The sequence below is a fragment of the Nonomuraea sp. NPDC050153 genome (assembly GCF_044460125.1).
GTDB lineage: Bacteria > Actinomycetota > Actinomycetes > Streptosporangiales > Streptosporangiaceae > Nonomuraea.
In genome coordinates, this window is the sequence record NZ_JBITJQ010000009.1 from 14,273 (window position 1) to 39,667 (window position 25,395).

General features: G+C 71.9%; 17 protein-coding genes. 9 read left to right on the forward strand and 8 right to left on the reverse strand.

All coding sequences use genetic code 11. The features are described 5' to 3' along the window. Positions 1 to 38 precede the first annotated feature (38 nt). Entirely contained in the window at positions 39 to 4,010 is a 3,972-nt protein-coding gene (locus tag ACIBQ1_RS23090; RefSeq protein WP_397280388.1) for a metallophosphoesterase, read from the reverse strand. Positions 4,011 to 4,251: 241 nt separating this feature from the next. Between ACIBQ1_RS23090 and ACIBQ1_RS23095 the strand changes: the two genes are divergently transcribed. Further along, positions 4,252 to 5,133, forward strand: a complete 882-nt coding sequence (locus tag ACIBQ1_RS23095; protein WP_397280389.1) for an RNA polymerase sigma-70 factor — start codon at positions 4,252 to 4,254, stop codon at positions 5,131 to 5,133. Positions 5,134 to 5,158: 25 nt separating this feature from the next. Here the strand turns inward: ACIBQ1_RS23095 and ACIBQ1_RS23100 are convergent, their stop codons facing one another. After that, a complete protein-coding gene (locus ACIBQ1_RS23100; protein ID WP_397280391.1) occupies positions 5,159 to 5,524 on the reverse strand; it encodes a YybH family protein in 366 nt (121 codons plus the stop codon). A 311-nt stretch (positions 5,525 to 5,835) separates the two neighbouring features. Beyond that, positions 5,836 to 6,543: an SDR family NAD(P)-dependent oxidoreductase gene (locus tag ACIBQ1_RS23105; protein WP_397280392.1), complete on the reverse strand. Its 708-nt coding sequence runs from the start codon at positions 6,541 to 6,543 to the stop codon at positions 5,836 to 5,838. Positions 6,544 to 6,753: 210 nt separating this feature from the next. On the opposite strand from ACIBQ1_RS23105, the gene ACIBQ1_RS23110 reads away from it, so the two are divergent. The 4 genes from ACIBQ1_RS23110 (at position 6,754) to ACIBQ1_RS23125 (ending at position 11,211) form a co-directional block, all read left to right on the forward strand. Next, positions 6,754 to 7,698, forward strand: a complete 945-nt coding sequence (locus ACIBQ1_RS23110; protein ID WP_397280394.1) for a LysR family transcriptional regulator — start codon at positions 6,754 to 6,756, stop codon at positions 7,696 to 7,698. Between the two features lie 99 nt (positions 7,699 to 7,797). Beyond that, complete coding sequence (locus ACIBQ1_RS23115; protein ID WP_397280395.1) at positions 7,798 to 9,165, forward strand: sensor histidine kinase; 1,368 nt, start codon at positions 7,798 to 7,800, stop codon at positions 9,163 to 9,165. Positions 9,166 to 9,359: 194 nt separating this feature from the next. Continuing rightward, positions 9,360 to 10,526 (forward strand): acyl-CoA dehydrogenase family protein, encoded by a 1,167-nt coding sequence (locus ACIBQ1_RS23120; protein WP_397280397.1) that lies wholly within the window; start codon positions 9,360 to 9,362, stop codon positions 10,524 to 10,526. 85 nt (positions 10,527 to 10,611) lie between these two features. Beyond that, positions 10,612 to 11,211: a DNA-binding response regulator gene (locus tag ACIBQ1_RS23125; RefSeq protein WP_397280951.1), complete on the forward strand. Its 600-nt coding sequence runs from the start codon at positions 10,612 to 10,614 to the stop codon at positions 11,209 to 11,211. Here the strand turns inward: ACIBQ1_RS23125 and ACIBQ1_RS23130 are convergent. Together ACIBQ1_RS23130 and ACIBQ1_RS23135 are read right to left on the reverse strand one after the other, a co-directional pair. After that, positions 11,208 to 11,993, reverse strand: coding sequence for a hypothetical protein (locus ACIBQ1_RS23130; RefSeq protein WP_397280399.1), 786 nt, complete (start codon positions 11,991 to 11,993; stop codon positions 11,208 to 11,210). The two genes, ACIBQ1_RS23125 and ACIBQ1_RS23130, sit on opposite strands and share 4 nt — an antisense overlap. After that, entirely contained in the window at positions 11,990 to 12,901 is a 912-nt protein-coding gene (locus ACIBQ1_RS23135; RefSeq protein WP_397280400.1) for an ABC transporter ATP-binding protein, read from the reverse strand. Before ACIBQ1_RS23135 ends, ACIBQ1_RS23130 begins: the two co-directional genes overlap by 4 nt. Positions 12,902 to 13,086: 185 nt before the next feature. Between ACIBQ1_RS23135 and ACIBQ1_RS23140 the strand changes: the two genes are divergently transcribed. After that, positions 13,087 to 14,532 carry an OmpA family protein gene (locus ACIBQ1_RS23140; RefSeq protein WP_397280401.1) on the forward strand — a complete coding sequence of 482 codons (1,446 nt, stop codon included), beginning with the start codon at positions 13,087 to 13,089 and terminating at the stop codon, positions 14,530 to 14,532. Positions 14,533 to 14,606: 74 nt separating this feature from the next. Here the strand turns inward: ACIBQ1_RS23140 and ACIBQ1_RS23145 are convergent, their stop codons facing one another. Further along, entirely contained in the window at positions 14,607 to 17,834 is a 3,228-nt protein-coding gene (locus tag ACIBQ1_RS23145; protein ID WP_397280402.1) for an AfsR/SARP family transcriptional regulator, read from the reverse strand. Positions 17,835 to 17,909: 75 nt separating this feature from the next. Here ACIBQ1_RS23145 and ACIBQ1_RS23150 point away from each other — a divergent pair, with 75 nt between their 5' ends. Then, the gene (locus ACIBQ1_RS23150; RefSeq protein WP_397280404.1) at positions 17,910 to 19,274 is read left to right on the forward strand and encodes an FAD-binding oxidoreductase; all 1,365 of its coding nucleotides are present in this window, start codon (positions 17,910 to 17,912) and stop codon (positions 19,272 to 19,274) included. A gap of 3 nt (positions 19,275 to 19,277) precedes the next feature. On the opposite strand, the gene ACIBQ1_RS23155 is transcribed toward ACIBQ1_RS23150, so the two are convergent. After that, a complete protein-coding gene (locus ACIBQ1_RS23155) occupies positions 19,278 to 20,234 on the reverse strand; it encodes a LuxR C-terminal-related transcriptional regulator (protein WP_397280405.1) in 957 nt (318 codons plus the stop codon). Positions 20,235 to 20,361: 127 nt separating this feature from the next. Between ACIBQ1_RS23155 and ACIBQ1_RS23160 the strand changes: the two genes are divergently transcribed. After that, positions 20,362 to 24,030, forward strand: coding sequence for a S8 family peptidase (locus ACIBQ1_RS23160; protein ID WP_397280407.1), 3,669 nt, complete (start codon positions 20,362 to 20,364; stop codon positions 24,028 to 24,030). 56 nt (positions 24,031 to 24,086) lie between these two features. Here ACIBQ1_RS23160 and ACIBQ1_RS23165 read toward each other — a convergent pair whose 3' ends face one another. Further along, positions 24,087 to 24,647, reverse strand: a complete 561-nt coding sequence (locus tag ACIBQ1_RS23165) for a GNAT family N-acetyltransferase (RefSeq protein ID WP_397280409.1) — start codon at positions 24,645 to 24,647, stop codon at positions 24,087 to 24,089. A gap of 174 nt (positions 24,648 to 24,821) precedes the next feature. Between ACIBQ1_RS23165 and ACIBQ1_RS23170 the strand changes: the two genes are divergently transcribed. Next, a complete protein-coding gene (locus tag ACIBQ1_RS23170; protein ID WP_397280411.1) occupies positions 24,822 to 25,319 on the forward strand; it encodes a hypothetical protein in 498 nt (165 codons plus the stop codon). The last annotated feature ends 76 nt before the right edge of the window (positions 25,320 to 25,395 follow it).

A 25,395-nucleotide genomic window follows, 5' to 3' on the forward strand; every position in this document is an offset into this window, starting at 1 on the left:
CGCCCCCGGACCGGGGTCCGGGGGCGGCGGGGATTGGGTCAGCGGTTGAACCAGTGGTACATGGGCGAGTCCGGTCCCCACTTGCCGGGGCGGCCGTGCTCGTCCTTGGTGACGAAGACGCTCGGCTCGGAGGCGGTCACGCCGCCGCCGGCGGAGCGCGCCGTGACGAACCAGGCGTAGGCCGTGTCGTCCTTGAGGCGCTTCCAGGTCACCGAGGCGACCTGGCCCGACGTGACCTTGCTCTTACCGATGATCCGCGTCGGCTTGTAGATCGCCAGCGAGTCGGTCTGGAAGGTCGTCGTACGGGAGGTGAGGTCGACCGGCAGCACCATGTTGTCCTCAAGCCCGTTGTAACGGCGCAGCGGGTCGTACTCGTTGGCGCCGAACTCGTTGAGCAGCGGGGAGAAGGTGTCCACGCTCAGCTCCGCCCGCTTGACGTTGAACTGCAGCAGCCGGAAGAAGCTCGCGCCGAACTGGAGCTGGTCCTGCGGGTTGTACCCGCCGATCGCGGTCAGCCCGAGCCGGTCGGCCGACACCGTGTAGAACTGGTAGTCCGCCAGGAGTTCGACGACGCCGTTGCCGACCTGGCCCACCTTCGGCTTCACGTTGGTGCCCACGCCGTGCTCGTGGCCGGCGAGGATGAGGAAGACGTTGGGGTTCTTCTCGACCACCGTCTTGTACAGCATCGAGCCGTCGGGAGCCGCGAAGCCGGCGCCGCGGCCGTCGGGGTTGGTGCTCGGCACGAGGTAGTCGTGCGAGAGCAGGATGCCGTTGCGGTTGGGGAACTTCTTGAAGACGGAGTCGGCCCACTCGGCCTCCTCCCTCGTCACGCCGTACGACAGGCCGACCACGACGAAGTCCAGCCCGCCTGCGGAGAACAGGTCGAAGTGGTTCTGGTTGTCGCCTTCCTTCCACGGGCCGCCGTACTTGGCGTGCTGCCAGCCCTGCGAGGCTCCCTCGTACCGGCCGGGGCCGTAGTACTGGTTGTAGATCGCCTCCGGCCCGTTCTCGGTGCCGGACTGGTTGTCGTGGTTGCCGGCGATCACGCCGTTCGGGATGCCCGCGTCGTCCAGCACCTTCTGCTGCCTGGAGGACACCTCCATCTCGCCGACGACCTGCTTCTGCGTGGCCTCGTCGGCGGGCTTGCGGATGTTGTTCTCGATGATGTCGCCGGTGTGGGCGACGTACGAGATCTTGCGCTGGTCCTTGTTGTCCTTGATCCAGTTGACGATGCCGGCGTAGGCGGACTCCCACACCGCGCGCTCCTCGGCCGTCTCCTGCTCCACCGCGCCCTCGGAGATGTACTGCGTGTCGGTGTAGTGGACGATCGAGAAGTCGTAGGTGGAGGGGTCGGCGAAGCCGTTGGGGTCACCGGGCTCGATGTCGTCGGCGAACGGGTCCTCGCCCGTCACCATGACGTGGACCTGGTTCCGGTCGATGTAGTCGTCGTCGACGACGGCCGACAGGACGGTCTTGGCCTCGGCGACGCCGCGGGCGCTCGTCAGCAGGTCCCATGCCTTCGACTTGGTGTTCCACGCGCGCAGCCCCGCCAGGCGTTCGGGGTCGATGACGCCCTCCCAGCGCAGGACCGGGGAGTCCACGTGACCCTGTACCTCGACGTCGTAGCGCTGGTAGACGAGGTCCTGCCCGGAGGGCGCGTCCAGCGTCCTGCCGTCGGCGGGCTCGAGCTCGTCGGTCTTGACGCGCTTCTCGCCCGGCACCCGCAGGGTCGTCGGGAGAGACTGGACCGTGCCCTGGTACGCCTGGTCCGGGGTGAGGATCTTCGCCTCGTTGAACGTCGCCGTCACCTGGCCGCCGTCGGGCTCGGCCACCTTCGCCGAGAGCGTGACGGGGTCGGACACGTCGGTGCTCCCCCGCGCCGGGGTCAGCTCGGCCGGCACGTCCGGGATGCCCGCGGACTCGAACACGACCTCGCGGACCGTGGTGTTGCCGAGCCCGTCGGCGCCGGTCACGGCCAGGGTGTGCGTGCCGGCGCGCAGCCCCGGGCCCACCTGGGCACCCAGCTCGATCGGCCGGCCGTCGAGCTTGACGTCCGGCCCGGACACGACGCCGGAGGCGTCCTCCAGCTTGACGTCCAGCACGACCGTGGCGGTGATCTTCTCACCGTCGGCCGGGACGCTCCTGGCGACCTTGGGCGCCGAGTTGTCGGTGATCAGGGTGCGGGTGGCGACCTCGCCGGTGGCCGACTCGGCGGCGAGCTTGTGCTTGCCGTCCTTGACGGCGGTGGTGTCGAGGTCGGCGCGCAGGCCGCGGGCCGGGGCGTCCACCAGGAACTCGAGGTCGATCTCGGTGAGCGGGTTCACGTTGTCGCCGCAGTTGCCGTCGCCCATGCTGTACGAGGTCTTCAGCAGCTGGCCGGCCGCCGTGCCCTGCGCCGGGGTGAGCGCGATGTTGGAGATCGCGAAGTCGTCGCGGTTGTTGCCGCACGACGTCGGGAAGGTGCCGGCCACGAAGTCGATCGTGTTCCAGCCGGGCACCAGGAACTCGTTCGGGATCGTGAAGTCGACGCGCTTGCTCACGAAGTCGCCGTCGAGCACGACCTTCTGTCCGTTGACGAGCAGGAAGTTCTGGTAGCGCGCCTCGATCGAGTTGCTGCCCACGTTGAAGCTGAGGGTCGCGTTGCCCGAGCCGAGCGTATCGATGACGGCCACCGCCGGAGCGTCGATCTTGTAGCGCAGCTCGGCCTCGCGCAGGAGGGTCTGGACGCTGCCGCAGGTGCCGTCGCCCATCTCGTACGACGGCTTGACGTCCTGGCCGGTCACGGTGGCGCCGTCGAGGGTGAGCTCGAGGTTCGTGATCGTGAAGTCGTCGCGGTTGTTGCCGCAGGAGTCCTTGGCGTCGCCGGTGACGACCTTGATCGTGTTGTCGCCGGGCACCAGGAACTTGGCCGGGACCGCGACGCTCACGCGCCGGCTCGCCCAGGTGCCGCCCAGGTCGATGCGCTTGCCGTTGACCAGCAGGAAGTTGTCGTACCTGTCCTCGATCCCGTCCGCGCCCACGTCGAAACCGAGCATCGCGGCGCCGTTGCCGAGCGTGGCCTTCGTGACGGGCTTCTCGCCGTCGACGGTGAGGGACTTGACGCCGCCCGCGCTGTTCGCCGGGACATTCGCGAAGACCGGCTTGGTGCCCGCCACGAGCGTGCCGTCCGTGGGCAGCAGGCGCGGCGCCCCGGCCGGGGCGTTGTTCACGGTCACGGTGTTCTTGACGGTCACGCCGGCCGCGGTCGTGGCGGTGATGGTGTGCTCGCCGTTGGACAGCGTCGTGGTGTCCACGTCCGCGGCGAGGCCCGTGGTGGCCTGCGGGTCGCCCTGGACGAAGAACTTGAGCGTGGCGCGCGTCAGCAGCGTGGTGTTCGTGCCGCAGCTGCCGTCGCCGAAGGAGAGCGTGTACGGGTTGTCCTCGCCGTCCGCGACCTCGCCGAGGAGTTCGAGGCCGACGTCGGACAGCACGAAGTCGTCGTAGTTGGTGCCGCACGAGGACTGGACCGTGCCGACGACGATCTCGACGGTGTTCTCACCCTTGACGAGACGCTCGTTCGGGATGTCCATGGTGGCGCGCTCGTTCACGAAGTCGCCGATGTCGCTGCGGTACTCGCCGTTGACGAGCACGTAGCTGTGGTACTGCGCCTCCGTCGAGTTCGAGCCCACGTCGAAGCGGAGCTTGGAGACGCCCACCGTACGGGTGGCGTTGAGCGCGGTGTCGTCGATGGCGAGCTTCGCGACGCTGTCACCGGCCGCGGTCGGGACCGCCGCGACCTTCGCCGTGCCCTCCAGGTACGAGCCCCCGGCGGGGGTGAGCGCCGGAGGGCTCGGGGCGGCCGTGGCCGTCGGCGTCGGGCTGGGGCTGGGCCGTCCCCGATCCTGTTCCGCCGCCCCCGGGTCGGCGTACGCGGCGGTGACAAAGCTGCTCACCAGCACCGCCGCGATCGAGGCGGCCAGGGCGAGCCGCGCCCGGCCCCCTAAACCGCCCAGTGACTTTCGTGCTGCCATCGGCAGTCCTCTCTTATGTGCATAAGCCCCCCATAAGGCGGCTTGCTCTCGCGCGGACACATTGGAGCGCACGAGTGAACGTTGAGAAGAGAGGGGCTGAAGTGACGTCAAACTGTTGCCTGATTCTGGTCATCCGTCACAAATAGGTCCCAATGGGCGCGTACCGGAATATTGGGATGTCACACGGCGGCCCTCTCAGGGGCTCTTAAGAGCAGCAGTCACACGTATAGGGGGATCTGTGATGTCCGATGTCACCCAGGTGTTCGCCGACCATCGCGAGCTGCTGTTCTCCATCGTCTACAACATGCTGGGCAGCGTCGCCGACACCGAGGACGTGCTGCAGGAGACCTGGCTGGCCTGGGCGTCCAGGGATCCCGAGGAGATCGGCCATCCGCGCGCCTACCTCGTACGCGTCGCGGTGAACCAGGCGCTCGCCCACCAGACCGCCCTGCGCCGGCGCCGCGAGACCTACGTCGGGCCCTGGCTGCCCGAACCCCTCGTCACCTCCCCCGACGCCGCCGACCAGGCCGTCCGGGCGGACACGCTCTCGCTCGCGCTGCTGGTGGTGCTGGAGACGCTCACCCCGCTGGAGCGGGCGGTGTTCATCCTGCACGAGGTGTTCGCCTACGCCCACACCGAGATCGCCACCATGATCGACCGCAGCCCCGCCGCCGTGCGGCAGCTCGCCCACCGCGCCCGCGAGCACGTCCAGGCCCGCCGCCCCCGCATCCATGTCGACGCGCGCCTTCAGCGGCAGGTGACCGAGCGGTTCGTGGCTGCGGCCTTCGGCGGCGACCTGGAAGGGCTGATGGAGCTGCTGGCGCCGGACGTGACGCTGTGGACCGACGGCGGCGGAAAGTCGAACGCCGCCGGCCCGCGCCCCATCCGCGGCCGCGACAACGTCTCCCGCGTGCTCGTCACCCGCGCCGCCCAGCCCCTCGACGGGCTGGACATCCGGTACCAGGAGGTCAACGGCGACCCCTGCGCGGTGCTGTTCGTCAAAGACGCCCCGTACGTCGTCATGGTCGTGGACCTGACGCCCGACGGCTCCCAGGTACGCGACGTCTACGCCGTCAGCAACCCCGACAAGCTCACCAACGTCCCGGAGAGGTCCGCCGAATGATCCCGCCCGTCTCTCGAGCCGCCGATCACGGGAGCAGGGAGACCTGGTAGTGGCAGATCCGCCAGCCGTCATCGGTCCGCCGCACGATGACGCCGAGGTAGACGGCCAGGGTCGGCCGGTCGGTGAAGCCGAAGTCGACGCTCAGATAGCCGAGGACGAGGTCGTCGGCCGGACGCCGGGTCTCCCGGATCGTGTACGCGGCGGTCAGGCCGATCGGCTGCGCGGCGTAGTACTCGGCGACGCTGCCGGGACCGACTCCGTACGGGTGCAGCCCCTGGAAGATCGCGTCGTCGGTGAAGCAGGACGCGGCGCGCTCGGGATCGTGGGCGTCGACCGCGGCCTTCCACCGGTCCAGGACGGAGCGCAGGATGCGGGCCTCGGTGCTGGTCATGATGTCTCCTGTCGGTGGACGCGGCGGGGCAGCGGGCCGAGGTGGTGGGGGAAAGCGACAACCAGCGGCCGCCGAGGTGCGTGACCGACATCAGGGCCGGCGTCACGATCAGGATCGCCGGCGAGGGGCGCAGCGCCCGCCGGGAGGCGAAGAGCCCGGGGCCATGATCGCGGCGAGCGCCGCCGCGCCCTGCCCGACGGTCGGCCAGGGCCGATCCGCCTGGGCCGCCTCGCCGCCGTGCTCTCGTACGGAGGTCAACCTGCGCCTTTTCGTTCGGCCGGCGGGAGCGGCGCCCCCGGCGGCGGGGACTCTCAGTGACCGGCGCTCTGGCCGCCGTCGACGTGCAGGATCTCGCCGGTGACGAACGGGGCGGTCTCGAGATAGACGATCGCGTCGATGATGTCGCCGATCTCGCCCATCCGGCCGACGGGGTGCAGTCCGGCGAGGACGTCGTGCGTCTCGGCCGGGTGCATCGGCGTGCGGATGACGCCGGGCGCGACCGCGTTGACCCGGATCCCCCGGGAGGCGTACTCGATCGCCAGCGACCTGGTGACCGAGTTGAGGCCGCCCTTGGTCAGCGCCGCCAGCGCGGCCGGCACGCGGCTGTCGGCCTGTTCGGCCAGGGTGGTCGTGATGTTGACCACGTGCCCGCCGCCCTGGGCGAGCATGATCTCGACGGCACGCTGGGAGATCTCGAAGAACCCGCGCAGGTTGACGCCCGTCACCAGGTCGTAGTCCTCGTCGGTGTACTCGGTGAACGGCTTGGACACGAAGACGCCGGCGTTGTTGACCAGCGTGTCGACCCGGCCGAACGCGTCCATCGCCAGCTCGATGACGCGCCCGCCGACTGCCGGGGCGGAGATGTCACCGGCGATGGTCCGCACCATGGCGTCGTCGGAGGGCGCGATCGACCGGGAGGTCGCGACGACCGCGTAGCCGAGCTTGCGGTAGGCGGTCACCAGCCCGGCACCGATGCCCTGGGACGCGCCGGTGATCACAGCGACTTTATACGTGCTCAATGGTCTCTCTTTTCCTGGCGATCGAGGCCGTGCGTGGTCGAAGCCCTCGACACAGGATTTCGGCGGCACAGGCCCTCACTCAGCGCGGCCGGTCCAGCGACCGGCGCCGCGCGGTCATGGTTCAAGCCTGCGCCCGATGGGCGCCGTCCCGCCACGACCGGTTCACTCTCTGCTGTTAGGCCGGGCCTATCAGCGCACTACCCTGGGCGAATGGAGCTACGCCAGCTGCGATACTTCGTCGCGGTGGCCGAGGAGCTGCACTTCGGCCGTGCCGCGGCCCGGCTGCGCATCGCGGGTCCGTCGCTCTCCCAGCAGATCAAGGCGCTGGAGCGGGACTTGGGCGTGCGCCTGTTCGACCGGGACCGCCGCTCGGTCGCGCTCACCCCCTCGGGACAGGCGCTGCTCCCCCAGGCCCGGGCGCTGCTCGGCCAGGCCGACGAGCTGCGCCGCTCCGCGGCCGGGCTGGCCGCCACCGAGCCCGTCCGGCTCGGCTACGTCAGCTGGCTCCCGCCCGACCTGGCCACCCGCGTGTCCGGCGTCGCGCAGCTGCACGTCGACGCGTGGGTCATGCCGTCGCACACCCAGGCGGGACGGGTCGCCGACGGCAGCATCGACCTGGCCGTCTGCTGGGTGCGGGCCGACGATCTGGCCGCCCACGCCCTGGAGGCCCGGCTGATCGGCGCCGACCGGCTCTTCGCGATCTCCACCATGTCCTCCACCGGGTCCTCCACCGGGGGCGGCCCGTCCGCGGTCCCGGCGAAGGACACGGTGGTGCTGGTGGACGCCGACACCGCCACGTGGGACTCGTGGAATCGCTGGGCCGAGGAGTTCGCCCGCGACACCGGGGCCCGCGTCGTGCGCATCGACGACGGCGGCATCACCGGCCAGGCCTTCTTCGACCACGTACGTCGGCTGCGCCGTCCCGTCGTCAACTCGCCGAAGGGCCAGACCGCCCCGGTGCCGCCGGACCTCCTCCAGCGCCCGGTGATCGACCCGGCGCCGTACTGGACCTGGGCCCTGGTGTTCCGGCGCGACGAGACCCGCGAGGCCGTACGGGCCGCCGTCGAGGCGCTGACCCGTGACGTCGGCGGGCTCGGCCTGAGCGCCGACGCGGTCTGGCTGCCGGTCGGCGACCCGTTCCGCGCCACCCGATGACAAGCGACCGAAAAGTCCGACTTGTCGGACTTATGAGGGAATCTCCCTGAATTAGGGGTGAACGCACTCCATGTGATGTTCTGACTACCGGGGTGTGGAGTGATCAGACGGCTATGCCGGTCGCTGCGGTTGCGGCTGGCACTGTTCGCCAGCTTGGCCATGTTGCTGTTGAACGTCGTCGTCGGCGCGTTCGTGCTGTTCGGCGTCCGGAGCGAGGCCGCCGACATCCGGGCGTACGACGTGTCCAGCCAGGCCCTGCGCGTGCTGCTCATGGTCAAGCGGAACCAGCTGCCCCCCACGGTGCCCGCCGACGGGCTCGACGGCATCCAGGTGATCGACTCGGCGGGACGCGTCGTCTCCTCGACGCCGAACCTGGCCGGCCTGCCCCGGCTGACGACGGCGATCCCCCACCGGAACACGGCCAACGACGTCGCCGAGCTCTGCGACCTGCGCGGGTTCCCCGGCCGGTGCGAGCTGGTGATCGCCCTGCACGCCTACCAGCCGGACGGCGCGTGGGTCGTCTACGCCTTCGGCCCGGCCGTGCCCTGGTACGTCAGCCCGCAAGTGATCCTCTTCCAGATCGGCGTGGCGGCACTGCTGGTCGCGCTGACCTGGTTCGGGGTGTCACGCGTGGTGGCCCGGACGCTCGCGCCCGTCCACAACATCACGAAGAGGCTGGCCGAGATCACCGCGGGCGGGGGCGGGATACGCCTGCCCGTGCCGGAGAACGTGGACGACGAGATCAGAACGCTCGCCGAGACCGGAAACCAGATGCTGGAGCGGCTGGAATCCGCGATGAAGAAGCAGGAGGAGGCGGTCGAGCAGCAGCGCAGGTTCGCCGGCGACGCCTCGCACGACCTGCGCAGCCCGATCACGGCGATGCGCGCCCAGGTCGAGGACGCGCTGCTCAACCCCGGGGACGCCGACTGGCATGCGACGGGCGAGGCGCTGCTGGCCAGCCTGGACCGGCTCCAGGCCATCGTCGCCGACCTGCTCACGCTGACCAGGCTGGACGCGGGCGCGCCGAGCTCCCGGGAGCGGGTGGAGCTGAGCGAGCTGGTCACCGCCGAGACGGACAGGCCGCGGTCGAAGAACGTCGTCACCACGCTGGAGCCGGGCGTGGCCGTCACGGGCGACCGGCTCCAGCTGGCCCGCCTCATGACGAATCTGCTGGACAACGCCGAGCGGCACGCCGAGTCGCAGATCGTCGTCACCGTACGGCGGCAGGGCGAGGAAGCCGTGCTGGAGGTGCTCGACGACGGCGCGGGCATCACGCCCGAGCAGCGCGAGACGGTCTTCCAGCGCTTCACCCGCCTGGACGCCGCGCGCAACCGCGACGCCGGCGGCACCGGGCTCGGCCTGCCCATCGCCCGCGAGATCGCGCAGGCCCACCGCGGCACGCTCACGATCGAGGACTCCGAGCGAGGCGCCCGCTTCGTCGTGCGCCTCCCGATCCGAGCGGATTGACCGGCTCAGCCGGGGTTGAAGCAGGAGCCTCGCCGTCCGCACCACCAAGATTCGGCGACCCATCGCCCCGCCCGACCCGCCGGACCCGCCCGACCCACCCGACCCGCCGGACCGCTGACGGCTCTGGACAACGTGCCGCCGACGTGATCTGACGGAGTTGGAGCGCCGACGATCACGAACAGGAGCACCTGGACATGAGTGACACGCCGCGACTGCACACCGCCGGCAACACCCTGCTGGAGCGCGCCCGCGAACTGCGCCCGCTGATCGAGCGTGACGCGGACCAGGCCGAGGAACAGGGCAGACTCACCGCCCCCGTCGTGGATGCCCTACACGAGGCAGGACTTTTCGGCATATGGGTGCCAGCGCCGCTCGGCGGCGCCGAGCTGTCCCCCAAGGAGCTGTTAGCCGTCCTCGGCGAGCTCTCCTACGCCGACCCCTCGACGGGCTGGGTGGTCATGGCCACCACGCTGGAGAACGGCACGGCCGGCGCCTACCTGGGCGACGAGGCCGTCGCGCGCATCTTCGCGGGCCCCCGGATGCCGCTCTTCGCCGGCCAGGGCACCCGTCCGGGCGTCGCCGTACCCGAGGACGGGGGCTTCCGCCTGACCGGGCAGTGGAGCTTCGCCTCCGCCATGCCGCACGCCCAGTACGTCCACAGCCTGGGCGCCATCAAGGGCACCGACGAGGTCCGGATCTTCATCACCCCGATCGAGGACGCCAAGATGCTCGGCAACTGGGACGTCCTGGGCCTGCGCGCGACCGGCAGCATCGACTACTCGATGGACGACGTCTTCGTGCCGGAGTCGCAGTCGCACGTTTTCGCCACGAACGAGCCCCTGCGCGGCGGCGCCCTCTACCGGCTCGGCCTGGTCGACCAGGCGCTGATCTGCCACTCCGCCTGGGCGATGGGCGTCGGCCGCCGGCTGCTGGACGAGCTGAGCCGCTACGCCGTGGCACGGGCCGGGCGGACCGGGCAGATCGCCGGCAGCGACGCCTTCCACACCGACTTCGCCCGTGCCGAGGCGAAGTTCCGCGCCGCGACGGCCCTGGTGCGCGAGACCTGGGACGACGCCGAACGCACCCTGGACTCGGGCCGGACGCTCGACGTGCGCCAGGAGACGATGGTGCGGCTCGCGCTCAACCACATCACGTCGACGATCGCCGAGGTCTCCCGCTTCGTCTACGCCTCGGGCGGCACCTCGGCGCTGCGCGACGGGCTGATCCAGCGGCTGTTCAGGGACGTCCACGCCGGCTCCGCGCACATCACCTCGGGCCCGCAGCTGCTCAGGGAGTGCGGCCGCGAACTGGCCGGCCTGGCCGCGGGCGAGTCGTGGGCGCTGTTCGGCCTGGAGCCGTGAGCGGAGTGCTCTGACGGACCGGGATCTCTGAGATGTACGTGAGATGTGGGTGAAAGGGGCACCCGCCACCTTTGTCCGCATGGGGATGAACGCGCGCGTGCTACTGGCCGACGACGAGCACCTGGTCCGCGGCGCCCTCGCCGCGCTGCTGGGGTTGGAGCAGGACATCGAGGTGGTGGCGCAGGTCGCCCGGGGGGACGAGATCAGCGGGGCGGTGGCCGAGCACCGCCCCGACGTCGCGGTGATCGACATCGAGCTGCCCGGGATGGACGGGCTGGCCGCCGCCGAGGCGATCCGCCTGCAGTGCAAGGTGGTCATCCTCACGAGCCTTGTCCGGCCCGGCCATCTGCGGCGGGCGATGGCGGCGGGGGTGAGCGGGTTCCTCGGCACGCACGCGCGTGCCGAGGAACTGGGCGAGGCGATCCGCAAGGTTCACCGGGGCGGCCGGTACATCGACGCGGAACTGGTGGTGGACGCCATGGCGGTCGGCGACTGCCCGTTGACCCCCCGGGAGCGGGAGACGCTGCGCCTGGCCGATGACGGTGCGTCCATCGGCGGGATCGCCAGGACGCTGCACCTCACCGAGGGCACGGTCCGCAACTACATCTCCAACGCCATGTCCAAGCTGAACGCCCAGAACCGGCTGGAGGCGATCCGCACCGCCCAGCGGATGGGCTGGCTCTAAGCGTCACGCCGCTGGTTGACGACCATCGCGATAGCGAGCGGGACCACCGCCCAGGCCACCATCAGCCCGAGCGAGGGGAGCGGACCGACCACCGTGTCCGGTCGCACCTCCGACTGGGGTGCCGCGGCCCCGATGGTCAACATGCTGGGCAGGTAGTCCAGCTTGTCCCCCACCTGATCCGGGAGCATCGGCACCAGAAACATCGGCAGGTAGAAGATGGCGAGCACGACCATGATGGCGGCGGGCGTGTTCCGGACCAGCGAGCCCACCGCGAACGCCGCGACCCCCGCGAGCCCCACCGCGACCGCGCCGCGAACGAGGCCGACGAGCACGCCCGGCGCCGTGATCGTGGTTTCGAGATCATGTGTGGACAGGACGAGCTGGCCGACGACGAACCCCGCCACGCCCATCACCAGCCCGGTCACGGTTCCGGCCAGGAACACGGTCAGCGCCTTCGAGGTCAGCAGCACCGCCCGGTTCGGCACCGCGGCCAGCGTGGAGCGAATCTGGCCCGTGCCGTACTCGGAGGTGATGGTCAGCACCGAGAACACCAGGACCGCGCACAGCCCGAATCCGATCCCGAGCAGGGAGTAGGAGGCGGGGGTGAAGGTCGACTCGATCCGCGCGCGGTCGGCGAGGGAAGCCTCTTCCCATGCCACCAGCATGCTCGCCGCGCCCATCGCGCCGAGGGCGACGGAGACGAGCACGGCGGCGAACGCGTTCCAGTAGGTGGAGGCGATCGAGGACATCTTGCCCAGTTCGGACCGGAGCACGTAGATCATCGGTTACCCCCCTGGGCCTGGTATTCGACGCTGTCGGCGGTCAGTTCCATGAACACGCTCTCCAATGACGCGTGCACGGGCGTGAGTTCGTGCAGGGTGAGCGCGTGGGCGGCGGCCAGCTCCGCGATCCGCTCTGGGGTGGTGCCGGCCACCCGCAGGTCGCCGTCCCCCATGGTGACCTTCGCCCCCGCGTTCTCCAGCACGGTCGCCACCCGGGAGAGCTGTCGGCCCTTGACGCGGATGTGGTTGTTGGAGCCCTGCTCCAGCAGCTCCTGGGTGGTCATGTCGGCGATGAGCTTGCCGCGGCCGATGACGATGAGCCGGTCGGCCGTGTCGGCCATCTCGCTCATCAGATGGCTGGAGACCAGGACCGTCCGCCCCTCGGCCGCGAACCTCTTCATCAGGTTGCGGATCCAGCGCACCCCTTCGGGGTCGAGCCCGTTCACCGGCTCGTCGAAGATCAGCACCTCCGGATCGCCCAGCAGCGCCGCGGCGATGCCGAGCCGCTGGCTCATCCCCAGTGAGAACTTCTTGGGCTTGCGCCCGCCCACGTCGCTGAGCCCGGTGTGCTCCAGCACCTCGTCCACCCGGCTCCGGGCTATCGCGTTGCTGCGCGCCAGGCCCAGCAGGTGGCTGCGGGCGCTTCTTCCCCCGTGCACGGCCTTGGCCTCCAGCAGAGAGCCCACCCGGTGCAGGGGTCTGCTCAGGCTCCGGTACGGCCGGCCACCGATCGTGGCGGTGCCGCGCGTGGGGTGGTCGAGGCCGAGGATCATCCGCATCGTCGTGCTCTTGCCCGCCCCGTTCGGGCCCAGGAACCCGGTCACCACGCCGGGTCGTACCTGAAAGGACAGGCCCTCCACCGCGAACCTGCCCCCGTAGCGCTTGGTGAGGTCGGAAACCTCTATCACGCTGTCCCCCTTTGTCGTTGTTGCGATGCGTCAAGAGTGGCCAGGTCGCGTGGAGGGCAGTAGTGTGCGCGGTCATCAGCGCCTGTTGACTGGAGTCATCGTCGAGACGATGACTCCGGGCACGCCTCCCGCGGTGAGACTCCGGTGAAATGTCCGTGGAACGCCGTGCTTCCAGGCTGTACGTCATGCCAATGACTGACATGACCAGGAGCGTGGCCTGCGGGACGGCGCTCGTGCTCGCCCTTTCCGCCTGCGGACCGCTGGGGCGGCCGGCTCAGCCCTCGGCCTCGGTGAAGGCTCCGGACGCCCCGGCCCGGGATCAGCCCGAGGACCCCTCCCCGACGCAGGAGGACTCGCCCTCGCCGGAGGACACGCCCTCGCGGACCGAGGGCGTGGTCGCCGGGCCCACCTCGACCGCCCTGCCGGTCGAGGGCCGGAACCTGCGCCTGGTCAGGTCCGGCGAGAACGAGCTGGCGCTGCAGTTCGAGCTCTACAACGGCACGGACGACGAGATCTCGCTCGGCACGCTCGGCCTCGACAGCCGCGAGCAGCTGACCGCGCTGGTGGACCTGCCCCGCGGCACCGCGTACGGCCTGATCGGCAGCTCGGGCCCGGACGGGCGGATCAGCGAGGACGTCGACATCGAGCCGGGCCGGTCGGCCCCGGTGACGGCGGTCTTCGCGGCGCCGCCCAAGGAGGCCACCGAGATGCTCGTCGTGCTCAACGGCCTGCTTCCGGTGACCGTGCCGATCACGGACGCCGAACTGGCCGACGACCCCGCGCTGCGCGGCCCGCACGACAAGCTCCAGGTCGGTCCGCTGGTCTGCAAGACGACGGGCGGCACGCGTGAAGCGTTCCGGCTGCCCAGCGACGTGCTGTTCGAGTTCGGCAGCTCGAAGCTGTCGCCGTCGGCCAGGTCCGCCATCGAGGCGCTGCGCGGCCGGGTCTCCGCCCCGGCCGGATCGGTGACCGTGGACGGGCACACCGACGCGATCGGGGGCACCACCGACAACCAGACGCTGTCGGAGGAACGTGCCGCGGCCGTCAGCCAGGTGCTGCGTCCCTCTCTCGGTGACGGCTTCGCCTACCGGACGAAGGGGCACGGCGAGGGCGAGCCCGTGGCGCCCAACGCCAAGCCCGACGGCAGCGACGACCCGGACGGGCGGGCGCAGAACCGGCGGGTCGAGGTGCAGATCGACAGCGACACCAACGTGCCGGCCCCGGAGACGGGCACCGACCTGACCGACGCGGGGCTCCAGATGCGGGTGGAGAGCGTACGGCGGCTGTCCGGCTACCTGCTGGCGAGCGTCAAGGTCACCAACCCCGGCTCGCAGGCCGCGTCCCTCGAGTACGAGAACCACTTCACGCCGAAGGAGCTCACCTCGGGCCAGCTGTCGATCGCGGCTCAGAACGGCCGTCAGGACCTGTGCGGCTTCGCCGAGCCCACGTACTTCGACTTCGTCGGGACGATGAGCTCCTCCTTCGCGCCGGGCAAGCTCGACACGGTGCCCGCGGGCGCCGAGGTCACGCTGTGGGGGCTCTTCCCGGCACCGAGCGCGAGCGTGACGTCGGTGAAGGTCCAGGTCGGCGGGTACGACGACGCGCTCCCGGCCGAGGTCACGGCGAGCTGACCCCCTGCGGTGGCAGACCGGTCCCGCTTCCGGCTGGGAGCGCGACGGGCCGGGCGCCGCGTGTCCCGGCCGGGTCACCGTGCGGAGAGGGCGGCTCTCACCTCGTCCAGGCGGGCGGCGTAGCGGGGCCAGGCGAAGCCCGAGGCGGCGTAGTCGGCGGCCGTCGCCTCCGCCAACTCCCCGGCCCGCGCCCGCGCCCCGGTCGCGAGCGTCAGCGCCGCCGAGACGGCCCGGGCCGCGAGCCAGGGCGTGCTGTGCTCGGCCGACTCGGCGTAGACCTCGTCCAGCAGCGCCGCGGCCTCGCCCAGCTCCCCGCGCCGGATGAGCACGTCGGCGAGGTCGATGTGGGCCATGCTCGCTCCGGAGCCGTCGGTGACCGCGTAGCCGACGGCCGTGCGCATGTGGCCTTCCGCCCGGACCAGATCGCCTTCGGCCACGGCGGCGGCGCCCCTGATCAGCTCGTTGAGGGGGAGGATCTGCCGGTCGTCCAGCCGCTCGGCGTAGTGGTCGGACTCGGCGGCGCACGCCAGCGCCTCCTTGAGGTGCCCCATGCCCAGCAGCGCCTGCGCCTGGTTGCTGAGGCCGCGCGCCAGCCCGTGCTCGTCGCCGGTCTGCAGGTCGAAGGCGTTGGCGGTGACGTAACGCTGGAGCGCCTGCTCGGGATCGCCCGAGTAGAGGTGGAGCGTGCCGAGCGCGTCGGCGAACGCGGACACCCGCTGCGTGCGGGAGATCCGCTCGGCATGCTCCAGGCCCTGGAGCAGCGGCGGGAACGCGTCGCGCAGGCGGCCGCGCTCGATCTCCACGATGCCGCGGTAGTAGAGGACGTTCATGGTCACCATGTCGTCCGACGCGATCTCGGCCAGCTCGGCGGCCCTGGCCAGGAGGTCGGCCGCCGCGTCGAACTTGCCGACCATGGTCGAGACGAAGGCGTGGTCGCACAGCGCGGACGCCTGCTCGGTCGGCGTGCTGCCCGGCGCGTCGGCCAGGGCCGAGAAATGCCGCTCGGCCTCGCCGTACCAGCCGCGGATCAGCCACGGCGTGTGCAGTTCGAGCGCCAGCCGCAGGCCGTCGGCCGCCCGCTCGGTGCCGGGGGCGCGCTCCAGCGCGTCGAGCAGGTTGGGCCACTCCGCGAACACGGCCGACACCTCCTCCGCCGCCGCGAAGTCGGTCGGCTCGCCGATCCGGCGGACGAACGCCACGCACCAGCCCAGATGGGCGGCCAGCGCGCCCTCCGTCTCCCCGCCGGCGGCCAGCTTGGCCCGCGCGTAGTCGCGCACGGTCTCCAGCAGCCTGAACCGCCGCCCGCCGCCGGACGTCTCCACGGTGACCAGGCTCCGGTCGGCCAGGTCGGCCAGCGCGGGCGCGACGTCCCCGAGGGTCACGGCCTCCTCCTCGCCGTCGGCCGTCGTGGAAGCGGCCGGGACGACGTGTTCTGCGGCCTCCAGGTCGAAGCCGCCGCTGAACACCGACACCCGCCGCAGCACCAGCCGCTCCCGCTCGGTCAGCAGGTCGTGGCTCCAGTCGAGGGCGGCGCGCAGGCTCGTGTGCCTGCCGCCCGCGTTGCGGCCGCCGCCCACCAGCAGGCGCAGCCGGTCCTCGACGCGTGCGGCCAGCTGCGCCACCGTGAGCGTGCGGGTCAGACCGGCGGCCAGCTCGATCCCCAGCGGCAGCCGGTCCACGGCGGCGCAGATCGCCGCGACGGCGGCCGGATCGGCGCCCGCCTGGTCGGGAGCGCACCGCTGGGTGAACAGCGTCGCCGCCGCGCGCGCGGGCAGCGGCCCGACCCGGTTGAGCTCCTCCCCCGCCGCCAGCAGCGGGAGCTGCGAGGTGACCAGGACGGCCAGCCCGTCGGTACGGCTCAGCAGCCCGATGGCCAGCTCGGCCACCTGGTCGATGAGGTGCTCGGCGTTGTCGAGCACCAGCAGCCCGCCCTCCAGCCGCGCGGCCAGCTCCGGCAGGGGATCGTCGGACTCCGACTCCAGCCCCGCGGCCGCCGCCACCGCCGCGCGCACCGCCCCTTCCCGGCTCAACGGCGCCAGCTCCACCAGCGTCACCGTCGTGGACTCAGCGGCCGGGGCCTGGGTCACTGCCTTAGCGGCCTCGATCGCGAGCCGCGACTTGCCGCTGCCCGGCCCGCCCGTGAGCGTGACGAGCCCCGGCCGCGCGAGCCGCCTCACCAGCGCCGCCAGCTCACCGTCCCGGCCGACGAAGCTCGTCGCGGGGCCGGGCAGGCGTACCGGAGGGCGAGGCTGATCCGCGACGGGCGATGCGGCGGGTGACTCGTCGGGTGACTCGTCGGGGAACGGAGACGCCTCCGGAGCGGGCGATGCAGCGGGCGAACCGACCGGGAACGGGGACGGCCCGGGGGCGAGCGGTTCGGCGGGGAGTGAGGACGGCTCCGGCCTGGGCGCGATCTCGGCTTCCGCCGTTACGGCGCGCGTGAGCTGCAAGGACGGGTCCTGACGGAGGATCCGCAGCTCCAGCGCGGCCGTCTCCGGGACCGGGTCGACGCCGAGCGCGTCGGCCAGCCTGCGGCGGAGCCTGGCCAGCCGGTCGAGCGCGTCGGCCTGCCGGCCGGTGCGGTAGAGGGCCAGCGCCAGCAGGCAGGACAGGCGCTCGTGCAGCGGCTGCTCGTCCGCCAGCCGCTCCAGCTCCGCGCTCACCTCGGCCGCCGCGCCCAGGGCGAGGTCGGCGGTGAGGCGCTGCACCAGCAGGTCCAGCCGCCACGCCTCCAGCCGCTCCCCCTCCAGCTCGGCGTAGGGGATCGCCCGCAGGTCCGTCAGCGCGGCCCCGCGCCAGAGCCCGAGGGCCTGCGCCGCCGCGCCCCGGGCGCCCGCCTGGTCGCCGGACCTGGCCGCCGCGTGCGCTCGCTCGGCGGCGGCACGGGCCTTGACCAGGTCGGGGGCGTGCGCGTCGAGCGCGTAGCCACCGGGCGTCCGGACCAGGAACGACGCCTGCCGCGACCGGCCCGCGCCCGCCCCGGCCCGCTCGGGCCCGGCGGGGCCGACGGGGCCGGAGAGGAGAGCGGAGCCGGCCGGGAGGACGGGGTCAGGGGGGACGGCGGGGAGGGCGGCGCGCAGGCGGGAGGCGAGGACCCGCAGGCGCTCGGTGGGACGGGCCAGCTCGGCCTCCCCCCACAGATCGGCGGCCAGCCGCGCGTCGGGAACCGGAGACCCGCCCGCGAGCGCCAGCCGGGTCAGCAGCGCGCGCTCAAGGAGACGGTCGACCACGATCGTCGCGTCTCCGGCACGGACAGTGACCGGTCCGAGCACGAGAACGTCCAGGCCGGGGAGGGAGGGCATAAGGGAATTATCTCAGTGGATTCCGTGAGACGTCCGTGAAATGGGGGTGCAAGGTCATCCGCTCAGGCTGGTCTCATGACACAAGACATCACGGACCTGCGATCCACCGTACGAGGAGAGGTCCTCACCCCGCAGGACGCCGGCTACGAGGATGCCCGCGCCCTGCACAACGGCATGATCAGCCGCAGGCCTGCCGCCATCGTGCGGGTCAGCGGCACCGCCGACGTCGTCGGCGCGCTGTCCTACGCACGCGAGCACGCCCTGGAGGTCAGCGTGCGCGGCGGCGGGCACGGGGTGGCCGGGCACGCGCTCGGCGGCGACCTCGTGATCGACCTGTCGGCGCTGCGCGGCGTCACCGTCGACGCGGCCGGCCGCACGGCCGTCGTCCAGGGCGGCGCGATCTGGGACGACGTCGACCAGGCCACGCAGGCGCACGGCCTGGCCGTGCCCGGCGGCCGGATCAGCCACACCGGAGTCGCGGGGCTCACCCTCGGCGGCGGTGAGGGCTGGCTGTCCGCGAAGTACGGGCTGAGCTGCGACAACCTGATCGCCGTCGAGCTCGTCACCGCCGACGGGCGAGTGGTCGTCGCCGACGACGAGCGCGAGCCCGAGCTGATGTGGGCGCTGCGCGGCGGGGGCGGCAACTTCGGCGTGGTCACGTCGTTCACCTTCCGCCTGCACCCGGTGGGCCCGCTCGTGCTCGGCGGCATGATCGGCTACCGGGTGTCCGACGCGCCCGCCGTACTGGATGCCCTGGCCCGGCTGGAGTCGGCCGGACACGACGACTTCGCCCCCGCGGCGGTCTTCCTGACGGCGCCGCCGGCGCCGTTCGTACCCGGGCACGTGGTGGGGCGGCCGATCCTCGCCATCGCGCCCGTCTGGGTCGGCGACCCGGAGGCCGGTGCCGAGGTGATCCGGCCGCTGCGCGAGGCGGCGACGCCGCTGTTCGACGCCGCCCAGCCGATGCCGTATCTGGCGCTGCAGTCGATGCTGGACGAAGGCGCGCTGCCGGGGCGGCGTAACAGGTGGTCGGCCGAGTTCGTACCCGGTCTCCCCCCGAGCCTGATCACCGCCCTGCAGGACGCCGCGATCGCCGCGCCGAGCCCGCTGTCCCAGCTGATCATCTCGCCGCTGCCGGAGGCGGTCAGGACGGCGCCGGACTCCGCGTTCCCCAGCCGCCACGGCGGGCGCTGGCTGGTGCATCCGGTCGGCATCTGGACGGATCCCGGCGGCGACGCGGCCAACCTCGCCTGGGTGGAGGAGGTGACCACGGCGATCAGGAAGCACGGCGTCACCGGCAGCTACCTGAACCTGGAGCAGGCCGACGACGACCGGGTGCGCTGGGCGATGGGCGTCAGCAGGTATCGCAGGCTGCAACAGGTGAAGGCGGTCTGGGACCCGGACGACGTGTTCCGCCACTGCGCCCACGTCCGGCCGTGAGGCTCAGACCCAGCCGCGGCGGATCGCCTCGACGCCCGCGTGGAAGCGGCTCTTGGCGTTCAACGCGACCAGCACCGCCTGCACGCGCCGGCGCACCGTGCGCGTGGTGATGTCGAGCTGACGGGCGATGGCCTCGTCCTTCAGCCCGGCGGCCAGCAGGGTCAGCACCTCGCGTTCCGGCTCGTCGAGTCCGCCGGGCCGGCCCGTCATCGGCACGGCCCGGCTCCAGCAGGTGTCGAAGAGCATGATCAGGCCGTCGAGGAGCGGCGACGGCCGGACGAGCAGCGCCCTGGCGTTCTGCGACTCGCGGTCCATCGTGATGACGCAGAGCCGGCGGTCGGCGATGGCGCCGCGGAAGGGCAGGTCGGGGTGGAGCCTGGCCCGCAGGCCACGGAGCACGGCGAACTCCTCGGCCAGCTCGGCGGGCAGGTCCCGCGGATCGCACAGCACGTGGAAGCGCACTCCGCGGTCCAGCGCGGAGTGCTCCTTGGGCGCGTTCGCCCCGACGATGTACGGCGCGTGGTCCCACATCAGCACCTCCTGCCGCGCCTCCGCCAGCAGTTGGTGGTAGCGGTTGCCGATGTCCTCCCAGCTGTCCAGGCTCTCCAGTGCTCCCCCGGCCTCGTCGTCCTGCCGTGATCGGTGGAACCGTTCACGGAGGTCGGGGAGGACGCCGCGGATCCGGTGCAGTTCGTCCTCGCGCCGGCGGACGAGCTCGTGCAGCGCGTGCGCGGGGTCGGCCGCCGCCCAGACGTCGGCCCCGCCGGAGACGGCCAGGCCGTTGGCCCGCAGCACCAGCCCCCTCGCCCGCAGCCAGGCGAGCAGGTCCGACACCTCCTCCGCGGTCCTGCCGGTCTCGGCCGCCAGGTCGGCCGTCGCGGCGGTGTGCCGCTCCAGCAAGGACAGGTAGATCGCCTCGGCGCCCTCGGGCATGCCGAGTCCGAAGAGTGCAGGAGACACATCACGATCTTTCCTATTGCGGACACAGTCCACAAGGGGACGGATCTTACTTATTGTCCTAAACCGGTCCCGCCGCGAGCCTTCTATGCATCGAGCCTGAAGAGGTCCCCCACCCCCCGAGGACACGATGCGAAAACTGATCTCTCTCGCGACGGTGGCCACCGCCACCGCGGCACTGCTGGTGGTGAGCGTACCGAGCCACGCCGAGCCGTCGCCCACCCCGCCGAGCCAGTCCGGTCAGCCGGTGTCGACCCACCGGCTGACGCTGCTCACCGGCGACGTCATCACGGTGCGGACCTTCGCCGACGGGCAGCGCGGCGTCACCGCCGACCCGGCCGGGCCGTCACGCGGCGGCGTGTCGGTCTACCGCTGGGAGGGCGACCTGTACGCCGTCCCGCTGGCCGCCCAGGAGGAGCTGAACAGCGGCGCGGTCGACGAGGCCGTCTTCGACGTGGACGAACTGATCCGCAGCGGGTACGACGACGCCTCCGCGTCCTCGATCCCCGTCGTGCTCGGCAACAGCGGAAAGGGCGACGCCCCCGCCGAGCCCGCGAAGGCACGCGCCCGCCACACGCTGGAGAGCATCGACGCGCTGGCCGTGACAGTACGGAAGTCCGACACGCGAAGCTTCTGGAAGAGCCACGACACCCCCGCCGAGCGCCGCTCCGCCGGCATCGGCAAGATCTGGCTCGACCGCAGGATCACCGTGGACCTGGCGGAGTCCGTGCCGCAGATCGGCGCCCCGGCCGCCTGGTCGGCGGGCTTCGACGGCAAGGGCGTGAAGGTCGCCGTCCTGGACACCGGCGTCGACGACACCCACCCCGACCTGGCCGGCCGCGTCACCGCCGAGCGCAACTTCACCACCGCCGCCGACGCCAAGGACCATTTCGGCCACGGCACCCACGTGGCGGCGACGATCGGCGGCAGCGGCACGGGCAACGGCGCCAAGGGCGTCGCCCCGGGCGCCGAGCTGATCAACGGCAAGGTGCTCGACGACACCGGCTCCGGCCAGATGTCCGACATCATCGACGGGATGGAGTGGGCGGTCGGGAGCGGCGCGGCCGTGGTCAACATGAGCCTCGGCAGCGACGCCCAGGACGACGGCAAGGGCCCGCTCAGCGTCGCCGTCAACACCCTCACCCAGCGCACCGGCGCGCTGTTCGTCGTGGCCGCCGGCAACGCGGGACGTCCGGCGATCGGCAGCCCCGCCTCGGCCGACGAGGCGCTCACCGTGGGCGCGGTCGACCGGGCCGAGGCGCTCGCGCCGTTCTCCACCAGGGGCCCGAGGATCGGCGACTTCGGGGTGAAACCGGAGCTGTCCGCCCCCGGCGTCAACATCGTCGCCGCCCGCGCCGCGGGCACCAGCATGGGCACTCCGGTCGACGAGCGCTACACGAAGGCGAGCGGCACGTCGATGGCCACGCCGCACGTCGCGGGCGCGGTCGCCCTCCTCAAGCAGCAGCACCCGGACTGGACGGCGCGGCAGCTCAAGGCGGCGCTGGTCACCAGCGCGACGGCGGGCGCCTACCAGGTCGCCCAGGGCGGCGTGGGCCGGGTGGACGTGGCCCGCGCGGTCAGCCAGCAGGCGTACGGCACGCCGCCGTCGCTGAACCTGGGCGCGGTCAGGTTCGCCGAGACCTACCAGCCGGTCACCCGTGAGGTGACGATCCACAACGACGCCGACCAGGCCAGGACGTTCGCGCTCGAAGCCGCCTGGGCGAACGCCGCGGGCACCGCCATGCCGCAGAGCGCGGTCTCCTTCGACGATCCCTCGGTGACCGTGCCCGCGAAGGGCACCGCGACGTTCACCGTGAGCGTGGACCCCAACGGGTTGACCAAGGACACCTACTACAGCGGCCGGGTCACGGCCACGGCCCAGGACGTCGTGCTCCGCTTCCCGTTCTCCTTCCAGATGGAGCCGTTGCTGTACGACGTGGCGGTGACCGGGATCGGCCGGGACGGCGTCGCCGCCGGCGGCCCGAGCCAGGTGATCCTCTTCTCCGAGACGCAGAGCACCCTGCTGTCCTACCGGGTGAGCTTCGGCGACGGCGTCGCGCGGGCACGGGTCCGGCCGGGCACGTACACGATGCAGAGCATGATCTACACCCCCGACGCGGCCAGGAACTGGATCGACGACGTCACCGCGGCCTACCGGCCCTCGATCGTCGTAGACCGCGACGTGGCGATCACTCTCGACGCGCGGCAGGCCCGCGAGGTCACCGTGGACGCCGGCAGGCCGGTCGAGCGGATGGGCGGCGCACTGGCGTACTACCGCACCTGGCAGCAGAACGGCCGCGGCCTCACGTGGGACTGGACCACGCTCATCTCCCCCGACGTGAAGCACTGGTACGCCTTCCCCGCACCCGCCGCCGCCAACGGCTCCCAGGAGATCGCGATCCAGTCCACGCTGACGGCGCCGCCGCTCACCGCGACCGTCGAGGGCCGCAGGCCGATCCGCCTCAACCCGACCCGGCTGGACGGCGCCAAGCCCTTCGAGGGACGCCGCACGCTGGAGGTCCTCTACGCGGGCACCGGCGCCGACTACCCCGCCAGACGGGCCCACGGCAGGCTGGTGCTGGTCAAGCACTCCTCCGACGTCCCGATCTCCGAGGTCATCGACAGGGCCGCGGCCAGGGGCGCGGCGGCCGTCGCCGTCATGAACGAGGAGCCCGGTAGGCTCGTCGCCACCGCGGGCTCCACGGCGCTGCCCGCCTTCGCGCTCACCGGCGAAGAGGGTGCCCGGCTGGCCGCGCTGGCGGGCCGCGGCGAGGCCGAGGTCGCGCTGTACGGCGTGCCGTACAGCCCCTACCAGTACGACCTGGTCAACTCCTTCACGGGCACGGTCCCGGAGGGCGACCTGAAGTTCGCGGTCGACGCCACCAACACCGCGAAGATCACCGCCGGCCACTACGCCCACGCCCAGCCCACCGGCAGGCTGCTGCAGGCCAGCAAGCGCTCCTGGGCCTACATCTACGCCGCGACGGAGACCCCGATCCGGTTCGGCAGCTCCCACGAGGAGTGGGTCAGCGCCGACCCGAACACCAGATACCAGACCGGCGTGGCCTTCGACGGCTCGGGATACGCGATGTTCGAAAGAACCTGGCACTCCTTCACCCCCGGCGCCCGGCTCACGACCGAGTGGTTCAAGCAGGTGACCACGCCCAGGGACTACGGGATCACGCAGTCGTACTCGTCGGTGCGCGGGGACTACCTGTCGCTCGGGGCGCAGCCCTGGCCCGACATCGACCCGACGCACCTGTCGCTGGGCGACTACACCGACAGGTCCTCGGTCGTGCTGTACCAGGGGGACACCGAGGTGGGCCGCTGGCCGTACTCGTACGTGAGCCCCGGCATCGGCGCCGACCCCGCCTCCTACCGCGCGGTCCTCACGGCCGAGCGGACCGTGCCCGGGTGGACGTTCTCCGCGAGATCGACGACGACGTGGAGGTTCGCCACCACCGGCAGGAAGACGAGCTCGACGCGGATCTCGATGCCGCAGATCTCCTATGACGTCGCCGTCGGCCTGGACAACCGGGTCAGAGCCGGACGCCGGCTGGCCATCACCGTTCACGCAACCGACAGCACCCAGGCGAGCACGTGGGTCTCGGTCGACGACGGCGGCTCGTGGCAGCCGGTACGGCTCACGCCGACCGGCACGGCCGGCGTCTTCACCACGACCGTGGAGCTGCCCAGGGCCGAGCGCACGTCGGGTTACGTGAGCCTGCGGACCCAGGCCGCCGACGCCTCCGGCCATCAGGTCGACCAGACCGTCGAGCGGGCCTTCGGGCTGAAGTGAGGCACCCGGCACCCGCCCGGACCACGGGCGGGTGCCGGCCGCGCCAGGCCGGCGGGCTAGGACGGTTGCTTGCCCGAGCGCCACTCGGGCGCGAGCACCGACCAGATCTCCACGTCGTACCGCTCGCCCCGGTGCGCGCGGTACTCCCGGAGCACGCCTTCCTTGGTCATCCCCAGCCGCCGGGCCACGGCGATGCTGGCCGCGTTCTCCGCCGCGACCTGCCACTCCACGCGGTGGATGCCCCGTTCCTCGACGGCCCAGTCGATGATCACCCGTGCGGCCCTGGTCACCAGGCCCTTGCCCGCCGCCGACGGCTCCAGCCAGCAGCCCACCTCCGCGACGCCGATCTCGACGTCCATCGTGCGGAAGAGCACCCCGCCGACCAGGGTGCCGTCCGTCCAGATGCCGTAGAGCCGCCCGGTGTCGGCCGCGGCCTTGTCCGCGTACGACCGGAGATAGGACCGGCTCGACTCCAGGTCCGCGACGGCGTCCGCCAGCCCGATGAACCGCCCGACGAACTCCCGGCCCCGATCCATGTGGGCCAGGAGTTCCTCGGCGTGCCACGGCTCCAGCGGCCGCAGCTCCGCGCCGTCCTCGCCCAGGGATATTACGAACATCGTCCCCCCAACGATCAAAAACCAGGCCATATCGCCAGGCGATCCTCCCACGCGGCCCATCCGGTCGGGCGGCGAGGGCGGGCAGGTTGGCGATCTTCCCGAACAGCCCAAGACTGTGCATCGTCCCGCACGCCGACCGGCCGGGCCCGGCGGACGCCCGGCGACACTGCTGCCATGGACACGCGTGACACCGATGGAGAGCCGGAGCAGACCGGGTTCGCGGGGGCCGTGTACGGCTCGCTGCTGGCGGCCTCGGTCGTGGCCGGCACCGTCGTCGACGGCACGCCCATCTCGGCGGGCGACCTGGTGATCGTGCTGATCTGCACGGGTGTGGTGTTCTGGCTCGCCCACGTCTACGCCCTGGTGGTGTCCAGCAGGACCCAGCCCCTGACCTGGCAGCGGCTCCGCGCGGCCGGCCGGCACGACTGGCCGGTGGCGCAGGCCTCGTTCCCTCCCGCCATCTGCGCCGCCTTCGCCTCGGCGCTGGGCCTGTCCGACAGGGCGGCGACCTGGGTGGCGCTGGTGGTCGCCGTGGCGGGCCAGGCGGCCTGGGCCGTCGCGGCGGCCGTCACGGCCCGGGCCCCCGCGCGGGTCGTGGTCCTGTCCGGGGTCGTCAACCTCGCGCTGGGACTGGTCATCATCGCGCTCAAGACGCTGGCGGGCTCGCATTGAGGTCTTGACAGGGAGCCGCGTATTTGAAAACTTCCTTAACAGATCGGGGTTGACAACGTTGTCATCACTCCTCCTG